Source organism: Wolbachia pipientis, assembly GCF_030373985.1.
Classification (GTDB): Bacteria; Pseudomonadota; Alphaproteobacteria; order Rickettsiales; family Anaplasmataceae; genus Wolbachia; species Wolbachia pipientis_D.
Window position 1 is genome coordinate 53,205 of record NZ_JAUCRB010000002.1, and the last position, 17,859, is coordinate 71,063.

General features: G+C 35.9%; 16 protein-coding genes. 7 read left to right on the top strand and 9 right to left on the bottom strand.

The genetic code is table 11. The features are described 5' to 3' along the window. Nucleotides 1-2 precede the first annotated feature (2 nt). Complete coding sequence (locus QUS22_RS02030) at nt 3-488, bottom strand: hypothetical protein (protein WP_289513331.1); 486 nt, start codon at nt 486-488, stop codon at nt 3-5. A gap of 148 nt (nt 489-636) precedes the next feature. On the opposite strand from QUS22_RS02030, the gene elbB reads away from it, so the two are divergent. Both elbB and QUS22_RS02040 read left to right on the top strand, forming a co-directional pair. After that, a complete protein-coding gene (elbB, locus tag QUS22_RS02035; RefSeq protein ID WP_289513332.1) occupies nt 637-1,329 on the top strand; it encodes an isoprenoid biosynthesis glyoxalase ElbB in 693 nt (230 codons plus the stop codon). A gap of 119 nt (nt 1,330-1,448) precedes the next feature. Beyond that, entirely contained in the window at nt 1,449-1,757 is a 309-nt protein-coding gene (locus QUS22_RS02040) for a hypothetical protein (protein ID WP_289513333.1), read from the top strand. A 2-nt stretch (nt 1,758-1,759) separates the two neighbouring features. On the opposite strand, the gene QUS22_RS02045 is transcribed toward QUS22_RS02040, so the two are convergent. Beyond that, complete coding sequence (locus QUS22_RS02045; RefSeq protein ID WP_289513334.1) at nt 1,760-3,250, bottom strand: peptidoglycan D,D-transpeptidase FtsI family protein; 1,491 nt, start codon at nt 3,248-3,250, stop codon at nt 1,760-1,762. Between the two features lie 77 nt (nt 3,251-3,327). Between QUS22_RS02045 and ispH the strand changes: the two genes are divergently transcribed. After that, nucleotides 3,328-4,257, top strand: coding sequence for a 4-hydroxy-3-methylbut-2-enyl diphosphate reductase (gene ispH / locus QUS22_RS02050; RefSeq protein WP_289513335.1), 930 nt, complete (start codon nt 3,328-3,330; stop codon nt 4,255-4,257). 108 nt (nt 4,258-4,365) lie between these two features. Here the strand turns inward: ispH and QUS22_RS02055 are convergent, their stop codons facing one another. Beyond that, a complete protein-coding gene (locus tag QUS22_RS02055; RefSeq protein ID WP_289513336.1) occupies nt 4,366-5,697 on the bottom strand; it encodes a dihydroorotase in 1,332 nt (443 codons plus the stop codon). 397 nt (nt 5,698-6,094) lie between these two features. Here QUS22_RS02055 and QUS22_RS02060 point away from each other — a divergent pair, with 397 nt between their 5' ends. Further along, nucleotides 6,095-8,638: an ankyrin repeat domain-containing protein gene (locus QUS22_RS02060; RefSeq protein ID WP_289513337.1), complete on the top strand. Its 2,544-nt coding sequence runs from the start codon at nt 6,095-6,097 to the stop codon at nt 8,636-8,638. On the opposite strand, the gene sdhA is transcribed toward QUS22_RS02060, so the two are convergent. Together sdhA and QUS22_RS02070 are read right to left on the bottom strand one after the other, a co-directional pair. Continuing rightward, nucleotides 8,610-10,415, bottom strand: coding sequence for a succinate dehydrogenase flavoprotein subunit (gene sdhA, locus QUS22_RS02065; RefSeq protein ID WP_289513338.1), 1,806 nt, complete (start codon nt 10,413-10,415; stop codon nt 8,610-8,612). The genes QUS22_RS02060 and sdhA overlap by 29 nt on opposite strands. A 225-nt stretch (nt 10,416-10,640) precedes the next feature. Beyond that, on the bottom strand, nt 10,641-11,036 hold the full coding sequence (locus QUS22_RS02070; RefSeq protein ID WP_289513339.1) for a zinc-ribbon domain-containing protein: 396 nt from the start codon (nt 11,034-11,036) through the stop codon (nt 10,641-10,643). Nucleotides 11,037-11,103: 67 nt separating this feature from the next. Here QUS22_RS02070 and dapD point away from each other — a divergent pair, with 67 nt between their 5' ends. After that, complete coding sequence (gene dapD / locus QUS22_RS02075; protein WP_410543818.1) at nt 11,104-11,928, top strand: 2,3,4,5-tetrahydropyridine-2,6-dicarboxylate N-succinyltransferase; 825 nt, start codon at nt 11,104-11,106, stop codon at nt 11,926-11,928. 563 nt (nt 11,929-12,491) lie between these two features. Here dapD and QUS22_RS02080 read toward each other — a convergent pair. The 3 genes from QUS22_RS02080 to QUS22_RS02090 form a co-directional block, all read right to left on the bottom strand. After that, nucleotides 12,492-12,713 carry a Fic family protein gene (locus tag QUS22_RS02080; RefSeq protein WP_289513341.1) on the bottom strand — a complete coding sequence of 74 codons (222 nt, stop codon included), beginning with the start codon at nt 12,711-12,713 and terminating at the stop codon, nt 12,492-12,494. 588 nt (nt 12,714-13,301) lie between these two features. Beyond that, entirely contained in the window at nt 13,302-13,586 is a 285-nt protein-coding gene (locus QUS22_RS02085; protein WP_289513342.1) for a DUF2610 domain-containing protein, read from the bottom strand. Then, a complete protein-coding gene (locus QUS22_RS02090; RefSeq protein ID WP_289513343.1) occupies nt 13,587-13,979 on the bottom strand; it encodes a hypothetical protein in 393 nt (130 codons plus the stop codon). Nucleotides 13,980-14,061: 82 nt separating this feature from the next. Between QUS22_RS02090 and QUS22_RS02095 the strand changes: the two genes are divergently transcribed. Beyond that, nucleotides 14,062-15,195 (top strand): class I SAM-dependent methyltransferase, encoded by a 1,134-nt coding sequence (locus tag QUS22_RS02095; RefSeq protein ID WP_289513344.1) that lies wholly within the window; start codon nt 14,062-14,064, stop codon nt 15,193-15,195. Nucleotides 15,196-15,503: 308 nt separating this feature from the next. On the opposite strand, the gene gltX is transcribed toward QUS22_RS02095, so the two are convergent. After that, entirely contained in the window at nt 15,504-16,886 is a 1,383-nt protein-coding gene (gene gltX / locus QUS22_RS02100; RefSeq protein ID WP_289513345.1) for a glutamate--tRNA ligase, read from the bottom strand. Nucleotides 16,887-17,043: 157 nt separating this feature from the next. Between gltX and QUS22_RS02105 the strand changes: the two genes are divergently transcribed. Beyond that, a complete protein-coding gene (locus tag QUS22_RS02105) occupies nt 17,044-17,802 on the top strand; it encodes an ankyrin repeat domain-containing protein (RefSeq protein WP_289513346.1) in 759 nt (252 codons plus the stop codon). Nucleotides 17,803-17,859: the final 57 nt, after the last annotated feature.

The window sequence follows — 17,859 nt, forward strand, 5'->3', positions numbered from 1 at the left end:
TTTTATTTCACCTCCATGTTTATACAGATAGCAACAACAGCTGCTATCGCTAACAGTCCTGCTAACACTGCGCTACCACTTATTAATGCCCCAGCCATTCCTCCTATTGTTAATGAACCTATTAGTGCACCCGTCAGTGTTGCAAATGCTGTTCCGCATATAACTCCTTGTATTAGCAACTGGTTACCTAAAGCTTCCAACTTTTCCATTACTACCTGATCTTTACCAGTTTGTTCAGCTAGTCTTTTGAATTTTTCTTCTTCTGACAATTCTTTTGATACAGTACCTAAGAAATCTTTGCTCTTGTCGCCATTTAATAAGCTAACCACGTCCTCCACTTTAGTTAAATCTGAATTTTTTAGGTTTTCATTTTGGTCCAGAAACTTTTTTGCTGCTTTTTTTAAACTTTCACTTCCTTGAATAGGCTCAAACACACCTCGAGCCAAGTATTTATTGTTACCTGTATCTATTGCGCCGCCTTGTACCATATAAGATTCATTAACTATAAATATGCCTCATTATAAATATAAATGATTAATTATATTATAATTTATATATAAAAATTAATATCACTACCCCTTTCCAAACATAGAATTTGTATTACAATACCTAGATTATATGAGATCAAGGTACTCTATGGGTGAAAAAAAATTAAAAGCTGCTATAGTTTTATCAGGGTGCGGTCACCTTGATGGCGCAGAGGTAAGAGAAGCAGTTTTAAGCTTGCTCGTGCTTGACCAGCAGGAAGTGGACGTTAGATGTTTCGCACCTGATATCAACATTACACAAGTTATTAACCACAAAACAAAAGAGGCAGTAAAAGAAAAAAGGAATATACTTGTAGAAGCAGCAAGAATTGCAAGAGGTGAAATATACGATTTAAAAGATGCCAAAGCTGAAGATTTTGATATGTTAGTTGTACCTGGTGGATATGGAGTTGCAAGGAATTTATCCGACTTAGCTGAAAATAAAGACTTGGTAACAGTAACACCTGAATTTGAAAGATTAGTTTCAGAATTCTTTGTTACAAAAAAGCCAATAGGGGCAATATGTATATCTCCAGCAGTAATTGTTTTTATTTTAAGTAGTAAAATTGATAAAGGAAAAAATAGGATTAAGGTAACTATAGGAGATGACAGAGAGAAATTGATAGAAAAGCTCGGTGGTGAGCACATAAAGTGCGACACAGAGCTATCAATAGAAGACGAAGAACATAATGTATTTTCCTGTTCTGCCTATATGCGTAGCAACGAAAACACACATTCTGTATATCAAGGGATAAAACATATGATTGACAGCATGGTGAAAAAGATTAACAAAAGGAAATAAACAGTTACTAATCTAGACTCCTAACATAATTAATCATTGAACTTTGTATTTTTAGGTGTATCATAACTATGTGTACTTAAAGAATATACATAATTCTTTAAATAATAAAGGTACTTTGTATGTCAGACCTCTTCTATATTGAGGGTGTATGGTGTGTGGGCGGTCAGTGTGATGTCTATTCAGGAGAAGTAAGTTTTAACGACATCATGTTAGGCAAGTTCAGTTTAAATTCGTGTGATGGAAAAGAAGCTGTAATAAATCTAGATATCATTACACTCAACGTTAACATCGCCATTGATGATCAAAATGGAAAAACGATAAAAAGAGAACTTAAAGGCTTCGAATTTGTAACTCAAGATGATGGTTCCTGGTATATTAACAAAAACTTTGGCCATGACAAATTTGAAATCAAGATAAAACAATCATAATTTCACATCTCAGGTGTAACATTTAGTATAGGTGCTATTCTAGTCATAATATTCTTGACTACAGGTGCAGCAACTATTCCTCCGGTATGTTGCATGCCCTGAGGTTCATCAATAACAACAAGCACTATATATCCAGGATCAAGCATAGTTAATACTCCTATAAACGATGCTATGTTCGCATCTTTACTATATTTACCATTTACAACTTTTTCTGCTGACCCAGTTTTACCTCCTATCGAATATGCTTTTATGTTTGCCTGTTTACCTGTCCCATCTGTTACAGCTGCACGTAATAGTTTTCTTATCGCCCTGGAAGTACTTCTCGCAATAATCTGCTCCCCTATACCTCTTTTATTCAACATCAAAGTTGCGTTGTGAAATATTCCATTGTTGACCAATGCGGCAGCAGTTTGTGCAATATGCATAGGAGTTACAGCTATTCCATAACCGTAAGACGCAGTTATTAAAGTACCTTCACTCCATTTATCTGGAATTATTGGTGTAGATTTTTCTGGTACTTCTATTTTCAAAGGAGAAAATAATTTCATAATTTTAAAGTATTCTACTTGTTTCTCAATACCTAGTTTGACTGCAATTTTTGCTGCACCAATGTTGGACGATTTTACAAATATATCTCGCACAGTAATTTTGGGAATTTTGAACTTATGAAAATCCCGAATTTCATACTTCCCAATAGTGATTGGCTTTGACACGTCATACAAATCACCGATTTTTACAACTTTTGCATCAAGCGCTGCAGCTATTGTAAAGAATTTTAACACTGACCCCATCTCATACACTCCAAGGCTGGCGCGATTAAACTTTTGTACATCTTTCGCTTTATTCTGTAAGTTGGGATTAAAGTCAGGCAGACTAACCATCGAAATGATTTCACTATTTTTTACTCTTAAAACAATTCCCACCCCACCAAGTGCCTGATACCTATTTACAGCGTTAGTTAGTTCCTCATGCACTATGCTTTGCACTCGTGTATCTAGAGATAGCACTACAGGCTTTTTTTGCTCATTGTTTTTACTTATATACGCTTCAACTCCAGCAATGCCTTTGCCATCTATGTCAGTATAGCCAAGCACGTGTGAAAACAAATTACTGTGAGGATATATACGTTTTACATAGTCATAAAAATTCACTCCTGGCACACCTGCGTTTTTTATTGCTAGCAACTCTCTTGGAGTCAAATGCCGCTTTATCCAAGCAAATTTCTTTTTCGAAGTAAGTATTTTATATAAATCTTCGTATTTAAGGTCATCTAGAACAGAACATAGTTGTGCTGCTATACTTTCTGGATTCCTTACTCTGGTTGAATCTATATACAGTGATGTTGTGGGCACATTTGTTGCTATTACCACTCCATTCCTATCCAAAATATCAGGTTGTTTACGTACTATATTACTTTTTTCAAGGTCTTCTGAGATAGCAAGCTGATTAAATGTCAAAGAGAACATACGAAAAATAATTATTATATAAAACATAAACAATGGTACTATAAAACATAGTGAGCGGAGCTTATTTTTCAGTAACACTTGCATATTTATTCGACTTGAAAAAAATGGAAATTATCTTAGCTGAGCCACGTGGTTTTTGCGCTGGAGTCAAAAGAGCTGTAGACATATTAGCTATTACTTTAGAAAAATACAAAAACGAGCGCCAAGTTTATGTGTTGCACGAAATCGTTCATAACAAATATATAGTAGAGGGCTTTAAGAAACAAGGAGTGGTTTTTGTGAACAGTATCGAGGACATTAAGGACAATGGAGGGATATTGATCTTCAGTGCACATGGAGTATCAAAAAGCATAGAAGATGAGGCAAAAAGAAAGGGTATTCAAACGATTGATGCAACATGCCCTTTAGTCAGCAAAGTGCATAAAAAGGCAAAAAGGCATGAGGATAGTGGTAAAGAATTAATTTTAATTGGGCATGAAAATCATCCAGAAGTTAAGGGCATTAGAGGAAGAGTAAACAATCCTATCACTTTAGTGCAAACTGTACAGGATGTACGCAATTTAAAAGTTAAAGACCCAGATAATTTATCTTATGTCACACAAACCACACTAAGCATTGATGACACCCGCGAAATTATTGCTGCCCTGAAGATTAGATTTCCAAGCATTATAGGTCCTAACTTAAAAGATATATGCTATGCAACACAAAATAGGCAGAATGCTGTCAAAAAATTAGCTGAAATTGTAGACATAGTGTTAATTGTAGGAAGTAAAAATAGTTCGAATTCAAACCGCCTATTAGATCTGTGCACTGCAAGAGGAAAAAGAGCCTACTTAATCGATAACTACAGCTATGTGAACAAAAGTTGGTTACAGAGTGTAGAAAGGATAGGGATCACGGCAGGTGCCTCTGCCCCTGATATATTGATTGATGAACTAATAAACTACTTGAAAATAAGCATGAATACAAAAGTTTCAGTTATGCCAGACGGCGTTACTGAAAACGTTAAGTTTAAAATACCGAACTTGGGCTAAAATACAACCGACCTCACCCAGAAAAAATAAAAACGACTCTACCAACAGTAGAAGAATTAGAAGCTGAGTTGTCTAAAATTTCGGATAAGGGAAAGTGATATACTAAAATCATTTTTGTAAGTACACAGTTTTGCCGGACACAATAGTGCGTACTACGAGCCCTTTTACCTTACGTCCACCAAAAGGAGAGTTTTTCGATTTACTGGCGAAGTCGTCAACTTTAATTTCCCATTCATAATCCAGATCAATTAAAACTAAGTCTGCAACAAAGTTTTTACGTATACGGCCACGCGGTACGCGTATTATATCTGCAGGCTTGTATGTGAGCTTCGCTAGTACATCAAACAAACTCATCCGCCCATTGTGGTAAAGTTCAAGTGAAAGGGGCAGCATTGTTTCAAGGCCTACAATACCAAATGCAGCGCTTTCAAGAGGCAGATCTTTAGAGTTACGATCATGTGGTGCGTGATCGGTTGCAATGCAATCAATCACACCTGTTTTTAAACCTTCAACCATAGCTAAACGATCCTCTTCGGTACGAAGCGGTGGATTTATTTTTGCAATTGCTCCATGTTGTTTTATTATATCTTCAGTTAAAGTAAAGTGATGAGGAGTTACTTCGCATGTAACATTTAATCCTAAATCTTTTGCACGTTTAATAGCAGCGAGTGAGTCTTTTACAGAGACATGTAAAATATGATAGTGTACATTTTCTATATCTTTCATGAGCAGTATATCGCGACTTACCATAACCGATTCTGAAGCATTTAAGATACCCTTTACTCCCAATGCTTCAGAAATCTTACCTTCGTTGATTGCACCGCCTGCTGATAAATCTAGATCTTCTGCATGTTGAGCAATAGGAACATTTAGCATACTTGAATAAAGCAACGCCTGTCTCATGATCATTGGATTCATAACAGGCATGCCATCATCGGTAAATCCAACAGCACCTGCTTCTTTTAAAAGTGCAATTTCAGTCAATTCTTCCTCTGAAGTAGTAATTTTGGCGTAGAATTCAACGTTCACATGTGAAGTTTCGAATGCTCTGTATCTCAAATACTTAGCTAGAATAACACTATCTATTGCCGGAACAGTGTTAGGCTGGCAAACTACAGTTGTAACGCCTCCCGCAGCTGCGGATTTGCTCCCTGTATATATAGTTTCTTTATGCTCTTGGCCTGGCTCACGAAAATGCACGTGAATGTCAACAAGGCCTGGCATTAGAACAAGCCCTTTACAGTCTATTGTCTCGTTAACCCCACTTGGTACTCCACTTGAAAATAATGATTCACCAAAATCAACGATTTTGTCCCCTTCAGTTAACAGTGAACCCTTGATATCAAGTTTAGTTTCTGGGTCGATAATGCGAGCATTTGTATATGCTACCTTGTAACTTTCCTTCTGCCCTGTTTGCAATAAACTCCAAGTTTGAGTCATTAAATTATAAGTATTGATTATGAAATGAATCTAAAGTCTTTTTTAATAAAATACAACTAAATTAAAGCGTGCACTAAAATTGCAAAAGCTTTGACACAGAAATAGTCGCATTTAATTTTCTGCTTTCTGTAGCCTCTTATCTACTTTAACAGCAACATATTACTAATCTACTTTAGCCGTATTTATTATTTTTTAAGATTAAATGGTTAAAATAGTAAATAAATGCTAAAGTGAGGTTTGACTATGACGGCAAATTTTCTAATCGAAACTAGTTTTCTGTCTTTCCACCTATATTTTGATCACACATACAACGTTTAGCTCAATTTAAAAATCTAATTTAACTGGTTGTTGGTTTGAGTGCTGATAACCAAATAGCTTTTAATATAGAGGATCTAGTATGGATATCAATCAGAATGAAAGACAAGGACAGTATGAAAAAGTAAAAGCTCCACAAGTTAGCCGTCCACAAAGTAGTAGCACTTGTAGAGAGAGTTTTGATAGTGGAGTTGGAAGCTATATTGAAAATGATTATGAGTATTCAACTGACGATACAGAGCCTTTGGTAACAAGATTAAAAACCCAAAATCCAAAAGTAACTAACAAAACAAGTAATAATATTTATAAAACATTAAGAGCAATAAAAAAAGGTAAGCGAAAATTTGAAAAGTGGCAAGAAAAAGGCTCTGTAGATATTAACAATATAAGAGGTGAAAAAGGAAATAATATTCTACACCTTATTGCGTTGCTGAAGAAGAAACAAAAATGCAAGTCTCTGAGTATCCTAATAGAAAAAATTTCAGGTCCAGCACAACTTGTTGATAGTAAAAATCAGGACGGAAAAACTCCTCTTCAGATGGCACTAATTGACGAGACAACAAAAGGGAAGCATGGGTCTCATACAATTCAAGATAACGATAACACACTTAAGTTCTTCCTAGCACTGTTGATACATGGAGTCAACCCAGACCAGCTAGAATTAGCTAAGGAAACACTATATGGTTTAAAAGAAAAACAAAAGGCATACTATCTTAAATTCTTGAAAAGATTAGTAATGTTAGTAAAGAAGTCCGAGTTAGATCAAGAGACAAAAAACTTGATAATAATTAAGGCTGCAGAAATCATCTACGATGGTTATTCATTACATAAAGCATTCTTAAATAAAGATCAAAATAAACTTAGTGAACCCTTGCAAAGAGGTTATGACATCACTAAGAAAGATAAAGATGGCAACAATGCTTTACATCTAATAGTTAGAGAATTAGAGAAAAACCAAAAGCTTGATTTTTTAAATATAGTACTAAATGTAAGTGAGGAGGGAGGAAAAGAGCAACTTAAAGCTCGGTTTAAAAAAGCTGTAAATGCTAAAAATAAAAAAGAGAAAGAACAAACACCTCTTCACCAGTTGCTTCGGCATATGGGAGAGAAGGGTGAGAACCGATCACTTAAGAAATTTGAAGAAACTAATAGATATAAAGTCCTAGAGATATTGCTGCAAAATGGTGCTGATATCACTATTCAGGATAAAAAAGGTAATAATGCTTTACACCATATTGCCTCATTCAAAGAAAAGCAAAAAGTTACGTGTTTGGAGTTGATTTTAGATTTAGTGAAAAAAGGGAAAATATCTGCTGATCAATTGAGAGAGGCTATCAATGCTAAAAACAAAGACGAGAAAACACCAATACAAATAGTATTGATTACTAAGGCAATAAAAGATACACATAACCCTATTGCTTTGGAAGATAATACGATTAAATTTTGCGAAAAATTATTGCAGAAAGGTGCTGACCATAATCAATTAAAGCTACCAGAAAGCAATTTATCTCAGAAACAAGAAACATATTACTGTAAATTCCTCCTGCCAAAACTAAACAAATTAATGCAAAAGTCTGGGTTAGACCAAGAGACAAAAAAATCGTTAACGATTAACAATACAGAAATTGCCAATAGAAATATAGGTGAATTTAAAAAGTTGCTAAAGAGTGGTTATGATATCACCAGTCAAGATGGAAAGGGCAATAATGTATTACACCGCATTGCCTTGCTAGAAGGAGAAAAAAAAGTTGCATGTTTGAAATCAATATTAGATTCAGTGGAAAAAGGAATAATATCTAAAGATCAATTAAGTAAGGCCGTGAAGGCAACCAATGGTGAAAAAAACACTCCTCTGCAGGTAGCATTAAAAGCAAAAGCAAAGAAAGGAGAATGTCTAAAATTAAAGGAGTATCAGTATCAAAGAAAGATTTTTGATAACACGGTAAAGTTTTGTGTAAAGTTATTAAAAAAAGGTGCTGACCCTAATTCCTTGTGGTTAGAAGATGAGAAATTTCATACTAAAAAATACTATGTAGTTTTACTCAATTTAAAGGATAACCAAAAAATACCACAAGAAGCGCGAGGTAAATCTAAAGAATTTACAGAAAGGCTTGAAGCAAGATATGACTGCCGCGCCACTTGTAAACGGCCCAGCTTTTTGGTTGGTGCTTTTATGAAAAAGACAGGAAATGGTCTCAAAGCTGTATGGAAGTGTATTGATCCTGTTAGAAGAGCTAGTGTATTGTTAGCAATAACAGTGGCAACGACCATTATTACAATGGTAACGCTTTCTTGTTTCCAAGGACAAATTGCAATCGGAGTAGCGTTACCTATCATAGCTATTACTGGAATGGTCTGCCTAATATTCACTTTAGGGTTCAGCGGTATTAAGAAGTCTTTAAAGGAACTCACTACTGACGAACAAAGTATGTCTAATAAAAGAGATGCTCAACAAAATTCAGCTAAGAATTCAGAAGAACAAAAAGCCCAAGAATCGCAAGGCCAATCAAAACTCATTAAAAGCCCTCCTAGTTCTAAAACATATGGTGTATCAATATCCCAAGTTATTAATGGATCGTTAGGATTCAACGAGCAAATCAATAAACCCTCTTTTCCGGCGCAATGAAGTTGATTTCGTTGCTAAGAGTTTTTTCAGCAACTTTCTTATAACCAATTTTTACATTGATCTGACCTTTTTTTTCTTCAAGCCATGCTATAGTGTGCTTCATCCAGTTTTTGTCATCACGCTCAGGAAAGTCTTCACGCGCATGGGCACCTCTGCTTTCTTCGCGATTGGCTGCGCATTCCATGGTGATAACCGCTTGTGGTACCATGTTAGCAAGCTCTAGTGCTTCAACCAAATCACTGTTCCAGATCATACTACGATCTTCAATTGCAATATCAGGCATCATTTTTGCTACCTTTTTTATAGCTTTTTTACCTTCTTCTAAAACTTCAGCAACACGGAATACTGATGCATATTTTTGCATAGTGTGCTGCATTTCGCTACGTATTTTCGATACTCTGAGCCTTCCAGAAGCAAATCGCATTTTATTGAACCTATCTACTATCCAGTTTGTGCAATCTGAGTGCAACTTTTTATGTGGTGAGTTAGGTTTTAGCTTCTCTCTTGCTCTGAGCGCTGCAGCCCTACCAAAAACCACAAGATCAAGAAGCGAATTAGAACCAAGCCGATTTGCACCATGCACGGAAACACACGCAGCTTCTCCAATTGCAAATAATCCTTCTACTACTTCTTCTTTACCTTTTTTCAACGTGATCACCTCTCCATAACAATTGGTTGGAACGCCACCCATATTGTAATGAACAGTTGGAATAACCGGTATCGGGTCTTTAGTAACGTCAACTCCTGCAAAGGTCCTTGCAGTTTCGCTAATTCCTGGAAGTCTCAGTTTTGTTACTTCCGGATCAAGATGTGCTATAGTTAAATATATGTGATCTTTTTTTGGTCCAACTCCCCTTCCCTCTCTAATTTCAATTGTTATTGCCCGACTTACCACATCACGGGAAGCCAAATCTTTTGCTTTTGGTGCATAGCGCTCCATAAACTTTTCGCCCTTAGAGTTAACAAGATACCCCCCTTCGCCACGGCACCCTTCTGTTATCAAGCACCCTGAGCCATAAATTCCTGTTGGATGAAATTGTACAAACTCCATATCTTCAAGCGGTAGTCCAGCTCTTACCACCATGCCATTACCATCACCTGTGCATGTATGTGCACTTGTTGCAGAAAAATAAACTCGTCCGTATCCACCTGTTGCTAGCACTACCGAATGTGCACGAAATTTATGTAGTGTGCCGTCGCACAGCGACCAAGCGAGAACTCCGCAGCAAGCTCCTGTTTCATTATCCATGATTAAATCGATTACAAAGTATTCAACAAAAAATTCAGCGTTGAACTTAAGACATTGCTGGTACAGAGTGTGAAGGATTGCGTGCCCAGTTTTGTCTGCTGCTGCACAAGTACGCTGAGCTGGTTTTCCCTTACCAAAATGAGTTGTCATTCCACCAAAGGAACGCTGGTATATTTTGCCATTTTCTGTACGAGAAAAAGGTACACCAAAATTTTCAAGTTCAATAACGGCCTTAGCAGCGTTTTTACACATATATTCTATTGCATCTTGATCACCAAGCCAATCTGAACCTTTTATTGTGTCATATGCATGCCAGCGCCAATCGTCCTCAGCAATATTCCCTAAAGCTGCACTAATTCCACCTTGTGCTGCAACTGTATGACTGCGTGTAGGAAAAACTTTAGAGATACAAGCTACTGAGAAATTAGTAGCAGCCATTCCAAGTGTTGCTCTGAGCCCTGCTCCACCTGCACCTACTACCACTATATCATACTCGTGCTCTACAATCTCATACGCTGATTTATCCATATTTGCTTATTTATCACTACAGGCTCATGATACCATAGAAGCAAAGAAAATCTATATAAGTTTTCTAGATGTAATGAATTTAATTAGGCAAGAGCTGAGAAATTATATGATGAAGTTGTATTATCCATAGATCCCAGTGCTTGACACTGAGATAACGTTACCCCTAGTAGAGATTCCCTGAATTGACAGCGTTTGTATAGTTATGACCTAAGTATTGATATCTATTCAACTGGATCTTAAATTAGATAGAAAAAGATAGTCTTGATAAAATTTACTTGCAGCAAGCTTTTTTACGTTTGAGCTACCGATTTGCTCTTTTTTATACCCTAATTTACAGCTTATTGAATCCTTATACGAACTGATTGTTCTGTACACCTTGTTCATTTCTCTAGGATTAGATACTACAATACATAATCCTGTTATTACTGCAAAAGCTAAAGTAGCAAACACTAAAAAATTCCTTCCACCAACTTTTTTTTCTCGTATGCTAGCAGTATGCACTTTGCCTGATAAATACCATGTATGATTGCAGTTTGTACACCTTACCTTCTTCACAAACTCACCTATCTGCTCGTAGGGTACTAAGTAAGTTTTAGTACAATTATTGCACTTTATTCTCACAACAATTACGTGTAAAGTAGTAACAAACTCGAATTATACAAAACTATAAACTTAGTGTCAATATGTAATAATGGAACTAGAAAAAATACAGAGTGATATAGAAAATATCTGGAAAAATAAAGATAAATTGAGTGACTGCGGTCTAAAGAAAGTAGCAAAAATAACAATTAAAAAAGTGATTGAACTCTTAGAGAGAGGCAAAATTAGAGTAGCAAAAAAGCTGTCAAGCGGAGAGTGGGTAGTGCATACTTGGATAAAGCAGGCAATATTATTACATTTTCTTATTGAAGAAAGCAGAATAATAGGTAATAACAACTGGTGGTTTGATAAGATCAACAATAAGTTTGATGGATGGAATGAAGAAAGGTTTCGCCGGTTGAAAATTAGGGCAGCTCCTGGGTGTTTTGTCCGCCAATCTGTTCATATAGGTACAAACGTCGTTCTTATGCCAAGTTTTATTAACGTTGGTGCGTATATCGGCTCGGGCACAATGATAGATACTTGGTCAACTATCGGTAGCTGCGCACAAGTAGGGAAAAATTGCCATATTTCTGGAGGAGTGGGAATCGGTGGAGTTTTAGAGCCTATTCAAACTTCTCCGGTTATTATAGAAGATAATTGCTTTATAGGAGCGCGTAGCGAGGTGGCAGAAGGTGTTATAATAAGAGAAGGGTCAGTTTTAGGTATGGGAGTTTTTATTGGAGCATCAACAAAAATTATTGATAGAGAAACTAGTAAGGTGCTTTATGGCGAAGTGCCACCTTACTCTGTAGTAGTACCTGGATCTATTTCATCTAAAAACAACATTTCAACTTATTGCGCAGCTATAGTAAAAAAAGTGGATGAAAAGACGAGATCGAAAACTTCTATAAATGACATATTAAGGGACTAAGTTATGATTTTTAATATAACGCTATATTACATAGTATATGATGTCATGCAAGTACTGGAATCCTGTGATGTACTAAAAAACTCTGATATTATTCTTGACTATATCTATTCTCCTATCAGTTAACTCTTGTTCGTTAGGTTAAATCTACAGTTTGAGATCAAATCTTCATATTGCTTACTAAGTTTGTATTTTCTTCTTCTATTGGAAAAATCTACAACTTCAATAAATCTCATTTCTACCGATTCCTTACAAAGTTGCTCACTGGTGCAAGGCTTAAAATTAAATAATTTGCCAACTTGACTAGCTGTAATAGTGGGCCCCCGAAGAGCTCAAGAGCTTTATGTTGTTTAGGATCAAGCTTACTCATTAGAATCGTTTTGGTCAGTTCTGTGCCCTTCTTCATTTATACGCTGTAAAACATTCTAAAATGAAATTGCTACACCTTCTACAAAATACTCCACCCACTTAGTGATATCCGCTTCAGCTCATCCCATGTAATAGTTGTACGATGGACCTACACTGATTGCTTCGTAATATGCTCCTAGATTCTTAGCATAACGTTCTTACAATGAGTAAAGTCCTGTTAGGTCATATCCACAAAGGTGTGAAATTAATGCAGTCAGCAATCTTGCAGTATAGCCGTTACCATCATAGTAAGGGTAAATTGTTACAAATTTATAATGCGCGATACCTGCAATAATTGGGCAAGGTACTTGTTCACTGTCACGAATCCAGTTTACCATACTGCTCATAAGCTTTGGTACACCCTTTGCTTCCAGTGGCATGTAAATAATTGCTCGTGTACGGCTATCACGAATGACATTTTGTCAATCACGATACGGTGCTGGCTTCATCTTAGATTTTCCACTTGCCATCACTAGGACGTAAAGAGCTTGAATGGCTTTCTCAGTAATAGATATCCCCTTTACTGCCCATTGTTCAACTTGAGCGAAAGCTGCATAATATCCTTTTACCTCATTTTCGTCTTTCTTATATTTCGTAAAGTGACCTTTATTTTTTAAAATTTCTTCAATCTGCTTAGGCTCGAGTCAATTTCCTTCAATCATAGTGGAATAATGTGTAGTATAGAGCCGTGCAGTTTCACGAAGAGAAGGAAAGCATAGATACAGTCAACAGCAAATGTAACACTTTTTCTTTTGCTGCTTCAATCCTCATAAGGTAGCTAGCAATTTTAGAAGTAATTATATAATTTGGTATAAATTTCATCGACATGATACCTGCATTACATTACTTTTATACTATGCTGATAAAATGCGGATAAAGCAACATTTACAAACTAGACAACTGTATGGCCTCTGTGTAAGACTTAGATAACAGGAAAGAGATGCTTGCAATGAGAGAGACATAGTATGCTACTCTTTGCTGTCACTTGTTTTATCATTATTGTTAACCACAGTAACAGCATATGTGCATAACTCCGGAAAAGAGATCCCATTTTCCTGAGATAATTTGTATAATTTCTGCAGGCTTTCTTTTACCTTGCTTGGAATATTGCCCCCACGCTCCTTTACGAGCCAAGCATCCTGATGATGAATTGGATGAGTGCCACTTTTTGGATTTCCTATGTATATCGCAAAAGGTGAAGTTTGTCCTTTGAAGTCACACTGTACAGTAAACTTTTTTATAGAATCAACCATCTAAAAACCTCTACTTTTCTTTTTGGTTAATTTTACAGCAGGTGTAGAAGGTGGTTTCTTTATAAAATCCTGTCTGTTGACGATATTTGCTTTCTCTTCTAGAGCTCGACGAACATCAGCTCTACTCAATTGAGAGTCTTTCGCTACCTTCATTCCATGCTTTGCCATAATATTAGCATATGCTAGCACTTTTTTTATCAATTCTATATCACCATTTAGCATTTGAACTAAAACTTGAAATACCTCTGCCAAAGTTAACCCATCAGAGCTTATAACCTTATTTCCTACAAAATTGACAGCTTCCTCAAATTTACATTTAATACCATTACTTTGGTAAATAAGAGCAGTGCGATCGGTATCCTGGTCATCCATAATTGAAGTACTGTTATTCATGAGCTCTTAAGTTTATACTATATATACAAATACTCTACTATTTTACATTATGAAACGCTATAGTTAAGCGTTTATTAATAACATGCTTGCTCATATACACAAATTAATTGATAAAAGCAAAGGATCAATATCGATCAGTGATTTCATGAATGCTGCTCTATATCATGAAGAGTATGGCTATTACATGAATAAATTACCACTTGGCAAAGATGGTGATTTCATTACCGCCCCTGAAATTAGTCAATTGTTTGGTGAAGTAATTGCAATTTGGTTAATGCATACATGGAAAAAATTAGGAAAGCCATCACAATTTTCCCTAGTTGAACTTGGGCCAGGTAAAGGAACGCTCATTCACGATGTAATAAGAGTTACTAAGGGATATAGTAGTTTTTTTGGCTCAATGTCAATTCACCTAGTCGAAATAAGCCCCATTTTACGGAAGATACAAAAGGAGAAATTAAAGAGATTAGATATTAATTGGCATGAAGATATTGACAATTTACCCAAGCAGCCAACTATTTTCTTGGCAAATGAGTTCTTTGACGCTCTTCCAATTGATCAGTTTGTATACTGTAATGGGAAGTGGTACGAAAATAGGGTAATAAAACAAGATGATAACAGTCTTTCGCTATCATTCCAGTGCATAACCAGAAAAAAAGATGATGTCATTCCAGTGCCCCTTTCTTGTCATGCAAGTAGCGCGACACTTGGATCCAGCAAAATTGATTGTAAACAAGTGGATGAAACTACCAAAAACTGGATTCCAGTGTCAGCTACTTGCATGACAGAGGGTTTTAATGGCCCAATAGTGGAAGTATGTCCAGCCGGAATTGAAATATTAAAAAGACTTGAGAAGAAGATAGTCAATAACGGAGGAGCTGCTTTGATCATAGATTATGGCTATGTATATCCTTTGTACAAGAGTACTCTGCAATCGGTAAAGCAACATAAATATGCCAATTTTCTTGAAAACGTTGGTAATAGCGATATTACTGCACTTGTGAACTTTCAAGCGTTAAAAGATTCATTAAAGTACGTAAATTGCAAGATTTTAACTCAAAGAGAATTTTTATATCTTTTTGGCATAAAAGAAAGAACACAGATTTTAATGGAAAACGCAAACGACGAACAAAGGGATAGGATCTTTAGTGAATTTCTAAGGTTGACTGAAAACATGGGCACTCTCTTTAAAGCAATGTTGATCCAACATTTGTAGTCTTATATTGCCTTTACACTAAAGCTATAAATATTTAAGAAATTTACCAAATGAGAAAAAATGTAAAGAAACCCCGTGATGCGAGTTTTGACTCTTTAAATACTTTAAATTGGCGCTATAATAATTTGCTGAAGCTTAATTTAAGCGCAATAATGTAGAAAAAATTTAAAAGACATACAGCTCCAATAACTTGATGTAACCTGCCAAAAAGTATCTTAAGTTTTTTACTAAGCTTTGTCATTGAACTTGCGCAGATCAAAAGCAAGTTTTGAGTCAAAAATACTCTTACTACTAAGGTAATGAAGTTGTTAAAATTTGTCAAGTAATTTTCCGCATTCATGCAACCTCCTTACACACTCATCTTTACCAAGAATTACCATTATATCAATGATTCCTGGCGCATTCATTACCCCGGTTATAGGGGCGCGTAATGAGTGGTACACATCGCTTGTTTTCATATTATGCAATTTTGAAAATTCCTTGATTTGAGCAGATAAAAAACCCTTGTTCCAATTTTCATCACCGATCTTTGAAAGAAATGACGCAAGTAACTTGATTATATCGAGGTTAGATTTAACGATCTGCTCAGCTTCTTCACTTAAATCAAGCGGCGGATCTTGAATATAAAATTTGGCTAAATCCAGCAATTCTGTAAGGTAATTTGCTCTTTTTTTTAGTTCTGTTAGTCCTCGCAGTAAATAGTTCTTTTTCTTGTCAGTTAGAGTACTTTCTCCAAATATTAGAGCTAGAATATCCTCATTACTTATATTATTAATATAATGATTATTCAAATGCTCTAGTTTTTTAAAATCAAGCCATGCAGGTGAACGACCAATACTCTCTAAATTAAACCACTCTATCGCCTGTTCATCACTAATAATCTCATCGTTACCGTGGCTCCAGCCAAGCCTCAGTAAGTAATTACGCATTGCTTTTGGCAATATCCCCATCTTTTCATAGTCGCAAACACTTGTTGCACCATGCCTTTTAGATAGCTTATTTCCATCTTCCCCATGGATGAGCGGTATATGCGCAAAGCGTGGAATATCAAAATCAAGAGACTGGTATATTAGTAATTGCTTAAAAGTATTGGTAAGGTGGTCAGAACCACGTATTATATCAGTTATTTCAGCATCATGATCATCAACTACCACAGCAAAAATGTACGTTGGAGTGTTGTCAGAGCGTAAAATTACTATGTCACCAAGTTGGTCGCTATTTACTTTAATTTGACCGTATATTTTATCATCAACAACGATATCTTGCGAATCTGGCACTTTAAAGCGTACAACAGGTTTTACGTCTGATGTCACACTAGTACATTTATGCTTATATATCTTTCCTTCTTCCCTCGCTTTTACTTTCTCTTCTGCAACTTCATCCTCAGGGCAATAACAGTGATACGCCTTACCTTTCTCAACCAAAAGATTTGCAACCTCAATGTGCCGCTCTATTCTTTTTGATTGGTATACTATTTCCCCATCATAGCTTATACCAAGCCATTTCAGCCCATCTATTATCGCATCGATTGTCTCCTGTGTTGAACGTTTTCTGTCTGTGTCCTCAATTCTCAGCAAAAATTTGCCGCCATGATGCTTTGCATAGAGCCAATTAAATAAGGCAGTACGAGCTCCTCCAATATGCAAAAACCCCGTCGGCGATGGAGCAAATCTAGTAACTATATCTGACATATTTGTCTGTTACAGCAATGTAAATGATGATAGCTAAAATTTATGCTTGCAACAATGTGGAATTGCTGTAATTCATTTGTTCTTTGAAGATTAAACTGTATTTATTTCTCATAAATCAAGTTGTATAATTTAGTAACGGTTAAATAATAGGTAAGTTATGACTGAAGATATAGCAACACTGTTCTCAAATAATGAAGCTAATGTCAATTGGCGTTACACTGGCCCATTTGATAAAGCAAAACAAAAAGTACAGGCAGATAATCTCTTGCATCTAGCTGCAAGAATACAAAATAAAGATAAATTTGTAAACATTTGTAAGCAGAACATTGCTCTCGTAGCTCAGCGTAATGAATATGGAAATAATCCACTTCATGAAGCAGCAAGGAGTGGGGTTTTGTTGCTTACAGTAAAAGAGATTTCGCATTACTTAGAGACGGAAGCTGATAACAAAATTAAAAAAGCAGTAGAGGCTGGAGATCGGAAAGAAGCAAGTAGATTACAAAAAGAACTAAAATGTAATAAAAAGTATATTAAAGATGCGCTCTGTTGTAAAGATTATGCTTTTAATAAGAAGCGAGAAACTCCTCTTTATTACTTAGATGCTGCACAACAGAAAGAAATTAAGCAAATCGTAGGCATAAAAGACAGCTTTATATGTAATCAGAAGTTTCACTTGTGTTTATATATAGTAGGAACTATAGTTTGTATTGCTGCTTTGTGTTTATCCTTGTACCTTTTATTTTTGGTTTCTCAATCACTTGCACTAGCTTCAGTAGCTACAATAGCTTCTGGGGGGGCTACATGTTTATTGTTTAAGGCATGCAACGGAATATACGGCTTGTATGACGAAAGTACTGTAGTGACAGATTCTGTCGCTATACACCCTTTAGGTGGTAATAGTTTAGATCGAGTATAAAGCTAGAAATCACTTGCAGGCAATTACATAGAAATGTACTCACTTAAGAGTGATTCT